Origin of the sequence: Micromonospora citrea (assembly GCF_900090315.1) — a bacterium.
Lineage (GTDB): Bacteria > Actinomycetota > Actinomycetes > Mycobacteriales > Micromonosporaceae > Micromonospora > Micromonospora citrea.
Genome location: NZ_FMHZ01000002.1, coordinates 4,500,959 through 4,516,986, shown reverse-complemented (window position 1 = coordinate 4,516,986; position 16,028 = coordinate 4,500,959). Strand labels below are relative to the sequence as shown.

Genomic DNA, 16,028 nt, shown 5'->3' with positions numbered 1-16,028 from the left:
ACGCGTCGCCGCCTGCGTACGCAGGTCGACGGCGGGGGCGGGCCGGTTCCGTCACCACGCCCGGAGGGCGCGGTGGGTGTTACGTGGAGATCCGAAGATCAGAGCGGGCGGATGTTCTCCGCCTGCGGGCCCTTCTGGCCCTGGGTCACCTCGAACTCGACCCGCTGGTTCTCGTCCAGGCTCCGGTAGCCGGAGGTCTGGATCGCCGAGAAGTGGGCGAAGACGTCGGCGCCGCCGCCGTCCGGGGTGATGAAGCCGAAGCCCTTGTCAGCGTTGAACCACTTGACGGTGCCAATAGCCATTTTTGTTTCGTCTCCTTGACGGAACGTCGAGCCCACACCTGTTGTGGGCTCGAAGAGGAGCGCGCCACGCGGAACTGCCTGGCTCGCTTGTCGCTTCTGGTCGCCCCGCCCGGAGAACTCCGGACACAACAAAGAGCGCCTGGGCCACAATCCTCCAGGCGCACACAGAGTCTCTGGGAACCATAACTGCAACGCCACCAACCTATCACGGATTCGCCGGATGGCCACCGTCTGCCGGATTTTCCGGCACCGAAGTGATCAACGCGGTCAGCCCGTCGGCGTCGAGCAGGTCCGCCGGGCGAACCGTGACGCCGTCGCGCACGTAGTGGAACGCCGCGCCGACCCGCTCCACCGGCACCCCGGCCAGCTCCGCCCAGGCCAGCCGGTAGACCGCGAGCTGCACGGCGGCCACGTCGGCGGCCGGGCCGGAGGGCTGCCGGCCGGTCTTCCAGTCGACCACGTCGAAGCGCCCGCCGGGGCGGGCGAAGACGGCGTCCATCCGGCCCCGCACCACCACCCCCGCGACGACCGTGGCGAAGGGCACCTCCACCTCGACCGGCACCCGGTCGGCCCACTCGCTGGCCAGGAAGCGCTCCTGGAGCTCGGCCAGCGCCTCGTCGGGCGCGGCGTCGGCGTCGGCCGCGCCGGGCAGCTCGTCCAGGTCGAGCAGCCGGTCCGCGCCGAACCGCTGCTCCAGCCAGGTGTGGAAGGCGGTGCCCCGGCGGGCGTACGGGCTCGGCTCGGTGGGAACCGGGCGGCGCAGCGCCCGGGCCAGCGCGGCCGGGTCCCGGCGAAGCGCCACCAGCTGGGTCACCGAGAGCTGCCCGGGCAGGGCCACCTCGACCGCGCCGGTCTGCCGGGTCAGCTCGGCCCGCTCGGCGAGCAGCAGGTCGGCCTCCCGCCGCCACCGCGCGACGTCCGGGTCGTCGGCCAGCGGATCGACCGCGCCCCCGGCCTCGTCGGCCACGTCCACCGGCCGTTCCGGGCCGGCCGGCTGCACCGAGCCAGCGGGGCGTTCCGGGCCGACCGGCTGTTCGGAGTTGGCAGGCCGACGGGCGGCGTCGCCGTCGGTGAGGAAGCGGCGAACGAGCGCGGCCGCCTCGGCCAGCGCCGGGCGGCGGGCGCCAAGCGGGTCGGCCGGCCACTCGGCGCGCAGCACCACCTCGGTGGTCGGGTTGACCGCGTCGCCCGGCGGCTCCGGGGCCCACTCGTCGACCAGGTGCCCCGCGCCGCCGTCCAGGCAGGCGTCGTGCACCTCGCGCAGCAGCACCGACGGGCCGCGCGGCCGCTTCGTGCCCTCCCCCCACCAGTGGCCGGAGCAGAGCAGCAGCCGCCGGGGCCGGGTCACCGCCACGTACGCCAGCCGGCGCTCCTCCCGCTCGTCGTGCGCCCGCCAGGCGTCGGTGAAGTCCTCCAGCGCCCGGGCCACCCCCCGCTGGTCCTCGGCCTCGTCCAGCCCCAGCTCGGGCAGCCCGTCGGCGTCGCCGCGCAGCGGGAACGGCAGCACGCCCAGCCCGCCCAGCCAGTGGTCGGAGTTGCGGACCGGCCCCGGCCACACGCCCCGGCTCAGGCCGGCCACCGCGACCACGTCCCACTCCAGGCCCTTGGCGGCGTGCGCGGTGAGGATCTGCACCGCGCCCTCGACCACCTCCACCTCACCCGGGCTGAGGCCACGCTCCTCGTCCTCGGCGGCGGCGAGATAGGCCAGGAAACCCGACAGGGTGGCGCCCGGAGTCTCCCCGCTGAACCGGGCCGCGACGTCGCCGAGCGCGTCCAGGTGGCCCCGGGCCAGGCCGGCGTCGCCGGCCCCGTCCCGGCCGGCCCGCACCGCCACCTCCACGTCCAGGCCGATCGTCCGCTCGATGTCCGCGATCAACTCCGGCAGGGACTGGTCCATCCGGTAGCGCAACAGGCCCAGCTCCCGGGCGTACGCACGCAGCCGGGCGTAGCCCTCCGCCGAGTACGCCTGCGCCGGGCCGAGGTCGGCCAGCGACTCGACCAGGGTGGCCTCGTCGAGCAGGTCCGGGGTGATCTCCGGGGTGCCGTCGTCGGCGAGCCTGCGCCGGGCCGCGGCGATGGCCTTCGCCCGGCGGTGCAGGGCCACCAGGTCACGGGGCCCGATCCGCCAGCGCGCCCCGGTGAGCAGCCGCAGCAGCGCGGCCCCGTCGGTCGGGTCGGCCAGCACCCGCAGCGTGCACACCACGTCCCGCACCTCGGGGGTGTCCAGCAGGCCGCCCAGGCCCACCACCTCGACGGGCAGCCCGCGCTCGCGCAGCGCCGACTCGATCGCCGGGATCTGGCTGCGCAGCCGCACGAGCACGGCCGTGGTGGGGCGCAGCGGCACCGGGATGTGCTCGGGCAGCGCCCCGGGCATCCCCGCCGCCCCACGCCAGGCGTGCAGCACGCTGTCGGCGATCCAGTCGGCCTCGTCGGCGTACGTCCGGAGCAGGGCGCAGTGGACGGTGCCACCGGCGGCGCCGCGGGCGCTGCGGTGCGGCACCGGGTCGGCGACGCTCATCGCGGCGCGCAACTCCGGCACCCGGGCGCCGGCGGCCCGCAGCGGCGTGGCCAGGGCGTTGGCCACGCCGAGGATCTCCGGCCGGTTACGCCAGCTCGTGGTGAGGCTGAGCACCTCGGCCGGCGCGCCGCCGGCGCGGGCGAACTCCGTGGGGAAGCGGTCCAGCGTGCCGGCGCTGGCGCCCCGCCACCCGTAGATCGACTGGCAGGGGTCGCCGACCGCCGTCAGCGGGTGCCCGCCGCCGAAGAGCGCGTTGAGCAGCACCACCTGGGCGTGGCTGGTGTCCTGGTACTCATCGAGCAGCACCACCCGGAACCGGTCCCGCTCGATCTCGCCGACCCCGGGATGGTCCCGGGCCACCCGGGCCGCCCGCGCGAGCTGGTCGGCGAAGTCCATCGCCTCGAAGTCCTCCTTGCGCCGGGCGTACGCGCGCACCAGCGGGAGCAGCTTCAGCCGGGTCTGCTGGAGGGCGAGCGCCCTGCGCACGTCGGCGTAGACCCGGCCCGGACGCGCCTGCACGTCGGCGAAGAAGCGGCCCGTCCACGCGGCCAGCGCGTCCGGGTCGACCAGGTGCTCGTCCAGCTCGCCGGCGAGCGCCAGCACCGCGTCGGTGACCGTGCTCGGCATCCGGTCCACCTCGGACATGTCGCCGTCGTAGTTGCGTACCAGCAGGTCGACAAGTTGCCAGCGGGACGCCTCGGTGAGCAGCCGGGTGGACGGCTCGTAGCCGGCCCGCAGCCCGTGCTCGGTGACGATCCGGCCCGCGTACGAGTGGTAGGTGGAGACCGTCGGCTCCCCTGCCAGCGGGTCGTCGAGCGGGTCGCGCCCCCGCCGCCCGAGCCGCCGCACCAACTGGTCCAGCCGGGTACGCACCCGGTGCGCCAGCTCACCGGCGGCCTTGCGGGTGAAGGTGAGCCCGAGCACCTGCTCCGGCCGCACGTACGAGTTGGCGACCAGCCAGACCACCCGGGCCGCCATCGTCTCGGTCTTGCCCGAGCCGGCGCCCGCGACCACCAGCAGCGGCTCGACGGGGGCGGCGATGATGGCCGCCTGCTCGCGGGTGGGGGCCGGCAGCCGCAGCAGCCTCGCCAGCTCCACCGGCGTGTACCGGGGGCCGGCGTCGGCCGCCCGTGGCGCCGGGGTCGCCGTGCCGAACAGGGCGGGCTGCGTCACCGCACTGCCTCAGTTCGCGACTGCGGGGCTCGCAAGCTCACTCCTCGCGCTCACGGTGCCGTCTCGGTTCACGACTGCGGGGCTCGCAAGCTCACTCCTCGCGCTCACGGGTGCTCCGGCGGACGGGTGGTCGGGGGCTCGACCACCTGGCGCCCCTGCCCGGACACCGGGCAGCTCGTCCGCACCGGGCAGACCCGGCACTTCGAGTTGGCGACCGCGGCGAAGGTGGCGGCGGCCATCGTATCGGCGGTGCGCCGCACCAGCGCGGTCGCCCAGCCGGCCTCCGGGCCCTCCCCGGCCGGCGGCTGGCTCTGCTCCTTCGCGTCCCTGGCCCCGGTGCCGAGCTGCACCAGCGCCGCCCCGCCGGACTCCTCGCCGAACTCGGCGAACGCCCCGGCCTCCACCGCCGCCTGGTAGGCGCCGAGCTGCGGGTGTTCGGCGAGGTCGTTCGCGGTGACCGCGGTGGACTTGCCGGTCTTCAGGTCGATCACGACCAGCCGGCCGTCGGCGTCGACCTCCAGCCGGTCCACCCGGCCGGCCAGCTCGACCGGCCGGTGCGGGTCGTCCAGGCGGACCGCGAACTCGTGCTCGATGGCGAGCAGCCGGCGCGGGTTGGCCGCGAGCCAGCGCAGCAGCTTGTCGACCATCGCCTCGGCGCGGGTCCGCTCGGGGCCGACCATCCAGCGGGCGGCCAGCTCGATCGCGTCGAACCGGGCCGCCACGTAGTCCAGCAGCGCGCCCCGGTCGACGCTGGCGTCCTCGGCGAGCATCGCGGCGGCGTGCACCAGGTTGCCGACGCCCTGGGCGGCGCTGGCCGGGGCGCTGCCGCCGTGCCGCTCCAGCAGCCAGCGCAGGCTGCACCGCAGCGCGCTCTCCATCGCCGACGGGGTGACCCTGACCGGCGCCCCCTCCTCGACCAACGGGCGGTCGTCGGAGAGCTGCCGCAGCCCCCACCAGTCGTCCGGGTGCGCGCCGGCCACCCCGGCGGCGGCGAGGCGGGCCAGTTCGGCCGCCGCGGCCTGCCGCCGGGCGTAGGGCGCGGCCGGGTCGCTGACGGCGGTACGCAGCTCCGCCACCAGCGCCGGCAGGGTGAGCGCGCGGGGCGGCCGGCTCACCGGCAGCGTCGTCGGCCGGTCGGGCTCCTCTTCGACCGCCGCCAACCCGTCGTCGCCGGGGGTCGATCCCGCCTCGCCCCGACCGGCCGGAGACCGTCGGGCGCGGTCCGGGCCGGCCGCCGTCCGCCCCGCGTCGTCCGCACCGGCCGAAGGCGGTGGTGCACCGCCCGCACCGGCCGAAGGCGGTGGTGTGCCGTCCGGATCGGCCGAAGGCGGTGGTGTGCCGTCCGGATCGGCCGAAGGCGGTGGTGTGCCGTCCGGATCGGCCGAAGGCGGTGGTGTGCCGTCGTCCGGCGGGGGCGGGTCGGTCGGGCCGAGCTCGTAGAGGAATCGGCTGGGCTGCTCCTCGTGGTCGTCGCCGCCCACGGCGGCGGAGGCGACCGCACTGACCAGCAGCCGCCGCCGGGCCCGGGTGACCGCCACGTGGAACAGCCGCCGCTCCTCGTCGAGCAGCGCCGAGGTCTGCCCGACCAGGGTCGCCACCCGGCCGGCGCCGGCCGCCCGGCCGGCGAGCACGTCGACCAGCCGCTCGGAGCCGAGCAGGCTGCCGCGCAGCCGCAGGTCGGGCCAGACGCCCTCCTGCACCCCCGCCACCGCCACCAGATCCCACTCCAGCCCCTTCGCGGCGTGCGCGGTGAGCAGCCGCACGGCCTCGCCCCGGTCTGCGGTCGGCGCGAGGGTGTCGGCCGGCAGGTCCTGGGCGAGGACGTGGTCGAGGAAGACCTCGGTGCGCGCGCCGGGCAGCCGGTCGGTGAAGCGGGCCGCCGCGTCGAAGAGCACCATCACGGCGTCGAGGTTCCGGTCGGCGGCCTCGGCGCGGCGGCGCCGGGCCACGTCGCCCTCGCCGGCCACGGTCTGGCCCCGGCCGATCGCCGCGGACCACAACTCGGCCAGGCCGCTGGCCCGCCAGACCGCCCAGAGCACGTCCTCCGCCGTCGCGCCGGGCCGGGCGGCGGTCTCCCGCGCCACGGCCAGCAGGCCGGCGACCGTCTGCGCCGGCTCGGCCCAGCGCCGCTCGATCCCGGCCAGCTCGGCCGGGTCCCGCAGCGCCTCGACGATCAGCTCGCCGGAGGGCCGGCGGTCGCCGGCGGCCAGCGCCAGGGCGCGCAACCCCTGCCGCAGCCGCCGCTCGGCCAGCGGATCGGCGCCGCCGAGCGGCGAGTGCAGCAGCGCGACGGCGGCCTCCTCGTCGAGCCGCTCGGGCTCCAGCGCGCAGCGCAGCAGGAGCAGCAGGGGCGCGACCGCCGGTTGCAGGTGCAGTGGCAGGTCCTCCCCGTGCACCACGGTGGGCACCCCGGCGGCGTGCAACGCGCGTTGCAGCGACGGCAGCTGCCGCCCGGTGGAGCGCACCAGCACGGCCATCTCCGACCACGGCACGCCGCCGAGCAGGTGCGCCTCGCGCAACGCGTGGGCCAGCCAGGCCGCCTCGCTGGTGGCCGAGCGGAAGGTGCGCACCTCCACCGAGCCGGGCGGCGCGTCGGGCAGCGGATGCTGCCTTCGGTGCGCGGCCGGGCCCCGCAGCCGCCGCGCCAGCCGGCCGGACGCGGCGAGCAGCCGGGGGCCGGCCCGGTAGGAGGTGGTCAGCACCACCTGCGCCGCGGGCGCGCCGGAGGCGGTGCGGAAGCGGTGGGCGAACGTGGTCACCACCGCGGGGTCCGCGCCGCGGAAGGCGTACGTGGACGAATCCGGGTCGGCGAACGCGACCAGGTGCTTGCCGCCGCCGGCCACCGTCGCGAGCAGATCCTGCTGGGCGGGGTCGGTGTCGGCCAGCTCGTCGACGTAGACGTGGGCCAGCCGGCGGCGCTCGGCCGCGAGCAGCTCCGGATCGTCGAGCAGCATCCCGGTGGCGGCCCGGACCAGCTCGGCCGGGTCGTAGGCGACGGAGCCGCGGTTGCTCACGTCGCGCAGGGCGAGCACGGCCACGTACTCCCGGAGGAAGCGCGCGGCGGCCGGCCAGTCGGCGCGGCCGAGCTTCTCGCCCAGCCGGGCCAGCTCGACGGGGCCGACGCCGCGCTCGGCGGCGCGCATCAGCAGGTCGCGCAGTTGCGCGGCGAAGGCCCGGGTGCGCAACGCGGGGCGCAGGTCCTCCGGCCAGCCCACCGGGTCGTCGTCGGGCTCCTCGCCGACCACGTCGAGCAGCTCGCGGATGATGAGATCCTGCTCCGGGCCGGTGAGCAGGCGCGGGGACGGCTCGCCCCGCTCGGCCGCCGCGCGGCGCAGCAGCCCGAAGGCGTACGCCGGGAAGGTGCGGACCAGCGGCTCGCGCAGCACCCGGTGCCCGTCGCCGGCCGCCCGCGCCTCGATCCGTTGGCGCAGCGCGGTGGCGCCCCGGCGGCTGAAGGTGAGCACCAGGATCCGCTCCGGGTCGACGCCCTCGGCCACGCGTGCGGCGACCGCCTCGACCAGGGTGCTGGTCTTGCCCGTGCCGGGGCCGCCGAGCACCAGCATGGGCCCGTCGGTGTGCGCGACGACCTCCGCCTGGTGCGGATCGGTCAGCCGCGCCGCCCGACGGTGCGCGTCACCGCCGGCCGGTCCATCGGACCGCCGCTCGCCCTCGGTCGGCCCACCGGACCGACCGTCCCCCCGGGCCGGCCCGCCGGACCTGCGGTCCCCCCGGGCCGCCTCGGCAGGCCGGCGCACCAGCCGGTACGCCTGCATCTGCCCATCCCACCACGCCCGTACGACACCCCCACCCCGCCACCCCGCTCCGCCCGCCCGGATCAGGTCAGCTGGCGGTCCAGGGCGTCCAGGGCGGCGGTGACTGTGTCGGTCACCGTGAGGAGGCCCAGGCCGGCGGGCTTGAGGAAGGTCTGGTCGGCCAGGGCGCCCAGCCAGTCGAGCATCGGGCGGTAGAAGCCGTCGGTGTCGACCAGCACCATCGGCTTCGCGTGCAGGGCGAGCGTCGCGGTCGTCCAGACCTCGAACAGCTCGTCGAGGGTGCCGAGGCCGCCGGGCAGGGTGACGAACGCGTCCGACTTGTCGATCATGACCGTCTTGCGGCTGGCCATCGAGTCGGTGACGAGCAACTCGTCCGACGCCAGGTCGGCGACCTCCAGGTCGACCAGCGACTGCGGGATCACCCCGATCGTCCGACCGCCGGCCGCCCGCGCGCCGTCCGCCAGCGCGCCCATCATGCCGACGCAGCCGCCGCCGCTGACGAGCGTGTGCCCGCGCCGGGCGATCTCCGCGCCCGTCTCGGCCGCCAGGTCCAGCCAGCGCCGGTCGAGGGTACGCGACGAGGCGCAGAAGACACAGATCGCCGCCACGCTCAGCGCTCCCGGCTCTCGTCGCCCGCCTCGGCGGCGGCCCGCTGGTCGGCTGCGGTGACCGCCACCGCCTCCTCGCGGACCGCCTCCTGCTCGGCGGAGAGGGTGGCCTCGGCCTCGACGATGTGCCGGACCGCCGAGTCGATGTCGTCGGTCACGCAGATCAGTTCCAGGTCGACCGGCCCGATCTTGCCGTCGGCCGCCATGGTGTCGCGGAGCCAGTCGAGCAGGCCACGCCAGTAGTCGACGCCCATCAGCACCACGGGGAACCGGGTGACCTTGCCCGTCTGCACGAGGGTGAGCGCCTCGAAGAGCTCGTCCATGGTGCCGAACCCGCCGGGCAGCACGACGAACGCCTGCGCGTACTTGACGAACATCGTCTTGCGGGCGAAGAAGTAGCGGAAGTCGATGGCCAGGTCGACCCAGTCGTTGAGGCCCTGCTCGAAGGGCAGCTCGATGCCGAGCCCCACGGAGAGCCCGCCGGCCTCGCTGGCGCCCCGGTTGGCCGCCTCCATCACGCCCGGCCCGCCGCCGGTGATCACCGCGTAGCCGGCCCGGGCCAGGGCCGCGCCGAGCGCCTCGGCCATCCGGCACTCCGGGCTCTCGGGTCGGCTGCGCGCGGAGCCGAAGACGCTCACCGCGGGCGGCAGGTCGGCGAGGGTGTCGAAGCCCTCGACGAACTCGGAGAGGATGCGCAGGGCCCGCCAGGCGTCCTTGGTCTTCCAGTCGCCGCGCCCCCGCGAGTCGAGCAGGCGCTGGTCGGCGGTGCTGTCCGTGATCGCCTGCCGCCGCAGCGTCACGGCCCCCCGGTGCCGTTCCCGTCCCGGCTCGCGGCCGGCCTCCCGCCCGTTGCTCTGACCCATGGGAGCAACCGTAGTGGAGCGGCACCCGCCGGGTGTGCGGGGCGACCAGCGGCGGAAATTAGTTCCGGATCATGGGCAACTAAATCTGTCGCTCGTACGTCTTACTATTCACATACCGGGTATGCCCCGGCACGCGCCTGCGGGGGAGGAGTCAGCGTGATCAGCAACAGCGAGATGATCCGGATCCGGCGGCAGATGCAGCGCCGGATCCGCGACGTGGTGGCCGAGCGCCGCCGCGCCCGCCTGATGGAGCCGTCTGCCGCCGACCAGGGCGGCCCGACCGACGCCCGGCCCACCGCCGACACGTCCGCCGCCGTCTGACGGCGCCGACGACACGACGTCGACCGGGAGGCCCGCGTTACCGAGCACCGCTCGGTTGACGCGGGCCTCCCGGTCACGTGCGCGACGAGCCCCGGCGCCGTGACCGCGGCGCGCCCGTCAGCACGGCGGCATTCGGCGGGACTCAGCCCTCAGCACGCCGGCACCGGGCCGGGGCACGACCGCCGGAACGGCCGACGCCCGGCCGGGCGCGCCCGTCAGGCGGAGGCGAGCCAGCGGTGCAGTGTGGCGGCGCCGTCCCGGATCTTGCTGATCTCGACGTGCTCGTCGGGGTGGTGGGCCAGGTTCGGGTCGCCGGGGCCGAAGTTCAGGGCCGGGATGCCCATCGCCGCGAACCGGGCCACGTCCGTCCAGCCGAGCTTGCCGATCGGCGCGGCGCCGACCGCCGCGAGGAACTCGCGGGCGGGGGCCGCCTCCAGCCCGGGCGGGGCGCCGGCGGCCGAGTCGGTGACCCGCACCTCGAAGCCGGCGAAGACCTCGCGCAGGTGCGCCTCGGCCTCCGCCGGGGTGCGGTCCGGCGCGAACCGGTAGTTGACCTCGACCTCGCAGTGGTCCGGGACCACGTTGCCCGCCACGCCGCCGTGGATGCGGACCGCGTTCATCCCCTCCCGGTAGTCGCAGCCGTCGATCGTGACGCGCCGGGCCTCGTACCGGGCCAGCCGGTCGAGCACCTCGCCCGCCGCGTGGATGGCGTTCACGCCGTGCCAGGAGCGGGCCGAGTGGGCGCGTACGCCGGTGGTGGTGACGACCGAGCGCATGGTGCCCTGGCAGCCGGCCTCGACGATGCCGTACGTCGGCTCCAGCAGCACCGCGAAGTCCGCCTCCAGCCACTCCGGGTGCGCCTCGGCGACCAGGAAGAGGCCGTTGTACCTGGACTCGATCTCCTCGGCCTCGTAGAAGAAGTACGTCACGTCGTAGCGCGGGTCCGGCAGGGTCACCGCCAGGTGCAGCGCGTACGCCACCCCGGACTTCATGTCCGAGGTGCCGCACCCGTACATCAGATCGCCACGCATGCTCGACGGGAAGTTGTTGTTCAGCGGCACCGTGTCCAGGTGCCCGGCGAGCACCACCCGCTGGTCCCGGCCCAGGTCGGTCCGCGCCATCACGGTGTTGCCGTGCCGGTAGGTGGTCAGGTGCGGCACACCCCGCAGCACCTCCTCCACGCAGTCGGCGATGGCCTTCTCGTTGAGGGACACGGACTCTATGTCGACCAGCGCACGGGTCAGCGCCACCGGATCGGCCAGGACCTCGGGGGTCAGCGGGTTCTCCATGGTTCGCACGGTACCGTCAGGTCGGGTGTGCGCGAGGAGCGAGCGTGCCCGGGTGGCCGCCGCGGGAGGCGGTCGCGCGGGGCGCAGGGCGGGCCCGCGACCCGCAGCCACGAACGAGAGGTGAATCCGTGACGTCCGAATCCGCCTGGGGCATCGGCCTGGCCACCGTGACCGCTGACGACCAGGTGCTCGACACCTGGTATCCGACCGGCAAGCTGGGGCTCGGCGAGCTGCCGCTGGTCGCCGGCGAGGACGAGGCGGACGTGCTGGACCTGCCGCCGGGAGCGGTCGGCGACCGGGCGCTGCCCGGGCTGCGTACCGTCCAGGTGGTCACCGTTATCGGCTCGCTGGACGACCCGATCAAGGACGCCGCGGACGCGTACCTGCGGCTGCACCTGCTCTCCCACCGCCTGGTGCGGCCGAACGAGCTCAACCTCGACGGCATCTTCGGCAAGCTGGCGAACGTGGCCTGGACCTCGGCCGGGCCGTGCCCGCCGGAGCGGGTCGACGAGCTGCGGGTCATCGAGCGGGCCGCCGGCCGCCACCTGGCCGTGCACGGGGTGGACAAGTTCCCCCGGATGACCGACTACGTGGTGCCCTCGGGCGTGCGGATCGCCGACGCCGACCGGGTGCGGCTCGGCGCGCACCTGGCGGCCGGCACCACCGTCATGCACGAGGGCTTCGTCAACTTCAACGCCGGCACCCTCGGCACCTCGATGGTCGAGGGCCGGATCGTGCAGGGCGTGGTGGTCGGCGACGGCTCCGACATCGGCGGCGGCGCCTCGATCATGGGCACCCTCTCCGGCGGCGGCACGGAGAAGGTGCGCATCGGCGAGCGCAGCCTGATCGGCGCGAACGCCGGCGTGGGCATCTCGCTCGGCGACGACTGCGTGGTCGAGGCCGGCTGCTACGTGACGGCCGCGTCCAAGATCGCCCTGCCGGACGGCCGGGTGGTCAAGGCCCGGGAGCTGTCCGGGGTGGACGGGCTGCTGTTCTGGCGCAACTCGGTGACCGGCGCGCTGGAGGCGAGGCAGCGCAGCGGCCGGGGCATCGAGCTGAACGCCGCGCTGCACGCCAACGACTGACGGGCCCTCCCGCCGGGTCCGCGCTGGTCGCGGACCCGGCGGGGGTACGCCTCACCGCAGGCGGTACGCCTGGATGACGCGCTGGGTCACCGTGTTACCGGCGGTGTCCCGGGCGGTGGCCCGCAGCGAGACGTGTCCGGGGCCGGCGGGGTGCCGCACGGTGGCCGTCCAGCCGTCCCCACCGGAGCGGACCCGGGCCCGCTGCCAGGTCTTCCCGCCGTCGTAGGAGACGTCGACGGTCAGCGCCGCGACCCGGGCCGAGGGCGCACCCGGCTGCCGCTCCACGCGGACGGGGATCGCGAAGCTCCGGCCCGCCGGGGCGGCGTTCGCCCGGTCGAGCCGGGGCGTGAACCGGATCGCCGACGCCGGCAGCGCGACCGGATCGTCCCCGGCGACGTGCCGGGACCGGAACGTCCATGTGGCCGCCACCTCGGTGGCGAGGTCGGTGAAGCTCCGCTTCGACGACACCTCCAGCCGGTAGTCGGCCGCGCCCGGCGGCACGTCGAACCCGCCGTACGCCGGCTCCTCGCTCTCCCCGACCAGCACCCCGTCGCGGTAGAGGGCGGTGCGGGCGGTGTCGGCGAGCGAGCCGCCGGCGTGCCCCTCGGCGTCGCTGTGCAGCGGCAGGCTCACCTCGATGCGGTCGCCCCGCCGGGTGATGCCGGCCGCCGGGAACGACGGCCCGTACGGCGCGCTGTTCCAGCTCTCCCGGTAGTGCCGCCCGGCCCGCAGGCTCCGCTCCTCGCCGAACAGCACCGCCTTGATGTCGGTCCAGCCGTCCGTCGAAGGCACCCCGAAGTCCAACTCCGAGGACCAGCGCACGCCACGGGTGTTGTGGTACTCGACCCGCTGGCCAGGGGTCGCGGTGGGCAGGACGACCGCCCAGCCGCCGAGGTCCGGGTCCCGGCGCGGGAAGACCACGCGCTCGCTGATCAGGCCGGGGGCACCGCCGTTGAACCGGTGGGTGACGGTGGCCAGGTCCTTCGCCCGGTAGTGGCGGACGAAGCCGGCCGGCATCAGGCCGGGCAGCGTCTCGCTGAGCGCGTAGAGATAGGGGCTGCTCGCCGCATTCCGGTCCGCCCACTGGCTGCTCACCGAGGCGACGAACCGGTCCCCGGGCGCCGGCTGTCCCATGCCGCCCGCGTGGAGGCCGTCGAAGTTCTCCGACAGCAGGGAGAAGCCGTAGCCGCCCTGGTCGGTGACGAAGTCCGCCTCGAGGGTGACCAGCGCCGGGGTGGCCGAACGCTGCGGCACGGTCATCCGCACCGGGCCCGCCCGGCGGGCGTCGACGGTGATGGCGGTGTCCCCGGCCACCGCCAGCTCCGGCTGGCTGAGCTGGCTGGCCCCGACGAACTCCTCGCCGTCGAAGTCGTACACGACGCTGGACAGGCCGTAGCGCCCCTTGGGCACCCGCAGTTCGGCGGTGCCGTCGGCGTCGTACAGGTCGTACGTGGCGAAGCCGTCCAGCGAGATCAGCGTGGTGCCGTACATGCTCGCGGCCCCGCCGGCGCGGTCGATGTGCCGAGCGGTCAGCGTGTAGCTCTCCACCTCCCGGTGCACGGCCAGCGGGGTGACCGCCACGGTGGCGCCGGAGCGGGCGACGACCCGGCCGGTGTAGTGGCCGTCGGGGCCCTCGACGCGGGTGTCGGCCGTGACGGTGGTGCTGGCCGTGCCGCCGGCCGGCACGGTGAGCCGGCTCGCGCCGAGGGTGAACACACCGGCCGGCGCCGGATCGCCGTCCGGGCCGGTCGCCTCGACGGCGAGGTCGAGGGTGATCGGGGCCGTGCCGTCGTTGCGCCAGGTCACGGTGCGGGTGACCGGCGTGTCGTCGCCGTGCGGCCAGAGCGCCCGGCCGAAGGAGACGCCGGCCGGGTCGCTGGTCACCGTCTGGTCGATCGCGCGGGCCACGTCGACCCGCCCGGCGCCCTGCTCGTACGCGGTCAGCCCCGGGTGCGGCTTGGCCGAGGCCGTCAGCGTGGCCTTGAGCCGCCCGGCGGTCCAGTCGGTGTGCCGCTGGGCCAGCAGCGCCGCCGCGCCGGTGACGTGCGGCGCGGCCATCGAGGTGCCGGAGAGGGACACGTAGCCGTCCCCGGCCGGCTCGCCGATCACCGCGTCCCGGCTGCGTGCCGCGACGATGCCCACACCGGGGGCGGTGACGTCGGGCTTGAGGGCGTCGTCACCCGTGCGGGGGCCACGGCTGGAGAAGTCGGCGAGACTGTCGTCCCGGTCGACGGCGCCCACCGAGAGGGCCGCGTCGGCGGTGCTGGGCGAGCTGACGGGGGCGAATTCGCCGTCGTTGCCGGCGCTGATCACGAAGAGCGCGCCGGTCTGCGCGGTGAGCGTGTTGACCGCCTCCTCCAGCGGGTCGACCTCCGGGGTGTCGAAGCCGCCGAGGCTCAGGTTGACCACGTCGGCCCGCTGCTCCGCCGCGGCCCACTGCATCCCGGCCAGGATCGCCGACTCCGGGCAGCCGTTGGTCTCGCAGACCTTCCCGTCGAGCAGCGTCGCGTCCGGGGCCACTCCCCGGTGCCGGCCGCCCGAGGCGGCGCCGCTGCCGGCGATGATCGAGGCGACGTGGGTGCCGTGCCCGACCACGTCGCCGGCGGCGGCCTCCTCGGTGAAGTTGCGCGCCTGCGCCACCCGGCCGGCCAGATCCGGGTGGGTGGCGTCCAGCCCGGTGTCCAGCACCGCCACCCGCACGCCGCGGCCGGTCAGGCCGGCCCGGTGGGCCGCCGGCGCGCCGATCTGCGGCACGCTGCGGTCCAGGGTGAGCCGCCGCCGGCCGTCGAGCCAGATCCGGTCGACACCCCCCGCCGTGCCGACCGACGCCCCGGCGGCGGTGACCGCCGCCCACACCTCGCCGACCCGGTCCTTGGCCGCCGTCCCGGCGACCCCACCGACGGTCGGCAGTTCGCGGGTGACCGTGACGCCGGCCGGCGTCGCCGCGCGCCGCGCCGCGCCGGCCCGCCCGGTGATGAGCACCGGCAGGTCGTCGCGCCGCGCGTCGTCGTAGCCGGCGGCGATCAACCCGGTGACGTCGAACAGCCGCTGGTCGACCCGCCCCGCCCGGATAAGCGGGACCGCGTCCTGCGGCACGACGCTGAGCCGGCCCTGCTCGCGCCGGGCCAGGAAGCGGACCTTCTCCCGCCCCGGCCCCGGACGCACGCTGGCCCCGGCGCCGGTCACCGTCACCCGGTCGCCCGTGAGCAGGGTGACGGTGGTCGGACGCTCGCCCGCCACTCCCGCCGGGGCGGCGGCGCCCCGGTCGGCGGTCGGGACGGGACGGGCGGCGGGTTCGGCGGGCGCCTGGGCCACGGCCACTCCGGGGGTGCCGAGCACCAGACCGAGCACCAGACCGAGACCGGCCATTCTTCTTGTTCGCTGCAACGGATCCTCCTCGTCGGGCGTTACTACCTGTGAGAGAGACGTGCATTGACGGTCATCATATTTACATACCGGGTATGCATAGTGAAGGCCTGAATGTGACGGACCGGCCAACAGATCCCCCGCCCCTCGGGCAGGATCGACCGGTGACCTCCATGAAGGAACGCATGCTGGCCGGCGAGCCGTACATCGCCGACGAGCCGGAGATCCTCGCCGACCTGGACCGCGCCGCGCGCCTGACGGAACGCTTCAACACCAGCCCCGCCGCCGATCCCGAGGGCCGGCTCGCCGCCCTGCGTGACCTGCTCGGCGAGGTGGGCGACGAGACCTGGGTCCGGCCGCCCTTCCACTGCGACTACGGGTGGCAGATCCGGATCGGGCCGCGCAGCTTCGTCAACTTCAACGCGGTCTTCCTCGACGTCGCCCCGATCACCATCGGCGCCGACGTCCAGATCGGACCGAACGTCCAACTGCTCACCCCCACCCACCCCGTCGAGCCCGGGCCGCGACGCGACAAGTGGGAGGCGGCCAAGCCGATCACCATCGGCGACAACGTCTGGCTCGGCGGCGGGGCGATCGTGCTCGCCGGCGTCACCATCGGGGAGAACACCGTCGTCGGCGCGGGCGCCGTCGTGACGAGGGACCTGCCGGCAAACGTGGTCGCGCTCGGTAACCCGGCCCGGGTCGTACGACAGCTCGACTGACCCCGATC

General features: G+C 75.5%; 10 protein-coding genes. 3 read left to right on the top strand and 7 right to left on the bottom strand.

Features of this window, described 5'->3' with window-relative positions; translation table 11 throughout:
- Positions 1 to 98: 98 nt before the first annotated feature.
- From GA0070606_RS20775 to GA0070606_RS20755, 5 genes are all read right to left on the bottom strand, one after another.
- Complete coding sequence (locus GA0070606_RS20775; protein ID WP_067374184.1) at positions 99 to 302, bottom strand: cold-shock protein; 204 nt, start codon at positions 300 to 302, stop codon at positions 99 to 101.
- A 205-nt stretch (positions 303 to 507) separates the two neighbouring features.
- Positions 508 to 3,993, bottom strand: coding sequence for an ATP-dependent helicase (locus GA0070606_RS20770; protein WP_091103137.1), 3,486 nt, complete (start codon positions 3,991 to 3,993; stop codon positions 508 to 510).
- A 104-nt stretch (positions 3,994 to 4,097) separates the two neighbouring features.
- A complete protein-coding gene (locus GA0070606_RS20765) occupies positions 4,098 to 7,766 on the bottom strand; it encodes an ATP-dependent helicase (RefSeq protein ID WP_245724752.1) in 3,669 nt (1,222 codons plus the stop codon).
- Between the two features lie 62 nt (positions 7,767 to 7,828).
- Positions 7,829 to 8,374, bottom strand: a complete 546-nt coding sequence (locus GA0070606_RS20760) for an LOG family protein (RefSeq protein WP_091103134.1) — start codon at positions 8,372 to 8,374, stop codon at positions 7,829 to 7,831.
- Positions 8,375 to 8,376: 2 nt separating this feature from the next.
- Complete coding sequence (locus tag GA0070606_RS20755) at positions 8,377 to 9,237, bottom strand: LOG family protein (RefSeq protein ID WP_091103132.1); 861 nt, start codon at positions 9,235 to 9,237, stop codon at positions 8,377 to 8,379.
- A gap of 156 nt (positions 9,238 to 9,393) precedes the next feature.
- On the opposite strand from GA0070606_RS20755, the gene GA0070606_RS32620 reads away from it, so the two are divergent.
- Positions 9,394 to 9,558: a hypothetical protein gene (locus GA0070606_RS32620; protein ID WP_176737376.1), complete on the top strand. Its 165-nt coding sequence runs from the start codon at positions 9,394 to 9,396 to the stop codon at positions 9,556 to 9,558.
- Positions 9,559 to 9,773: 215 nt separating this feature from the next.
- Here the strand turns inward: GA0070606_RS32620 and dapE are convergent, their stop codons facing one another.
- The gene (gene dapE, locus GA0070606_RS20750; RefSeq protein ID WP_091103129.1) at positions 9,774 to 10,847 is read right to left on the bottom strand and encodes a succinyl-diaminopimelate desuccinylase; all 1,074 of its coding nucleotides are present in this window, start codon (positions 10,845 to 10,847) and stop codon (positions 9,774 to 9,776) included.
- A gap of 128 nt (positions 10,848 to 10,975) precedes the next feature.
- Between dapE and dapD the strand changes: the two genes are divergently transcribed.
- Positions 10,976 to 11,932, top strand: coding sequence for a 2,3,4,5-tetrahydropyridine-2,6-dicarboxylate N-succinyltransferase (gene dapD / locus GA0070606_RS20745; RefSeq protein ID WP_091103126.1), 957 nt, complete (start codon positions 10,976 to 10,978; stop codon positions 11,930 to 11,932).
- A gap of 51 nt (positions 11,933 to 11,983) precedes the next feature.
- Here the strand turns inward: dapD and GA0070606_RS20740 are convergent, their stop codons facing one another.
- A complete protein-coding gene (locus tag GA0070606_RS20740; RefSeq protein ID WP_091103124.1) occupies positions 11,984 to 15,301 on the bottom strand; it encodes a S8 family serine peptidase in 3,318 nt (1,105 codons plus the stop codon).
- A gap of 161 nt (positions 15,302 to 15,462) precedes the next feature.
- Here GA0070606_RS20740 and GA0070606_RS20735 point away from each other — a divergent pair, with 161 nt between their 5' ends.
- Entirely contained in the window at positions 15,463 to 16,020 is a 558-nt protein-coding gene (locus GA0070606_RS20735; RefSeq protein ID WP_091103121.1) for a sugar O-acetyltransferase, read from the top strand.
- Positions 16,021 to 16,028 lie beyond the last annotated feature (8 nt).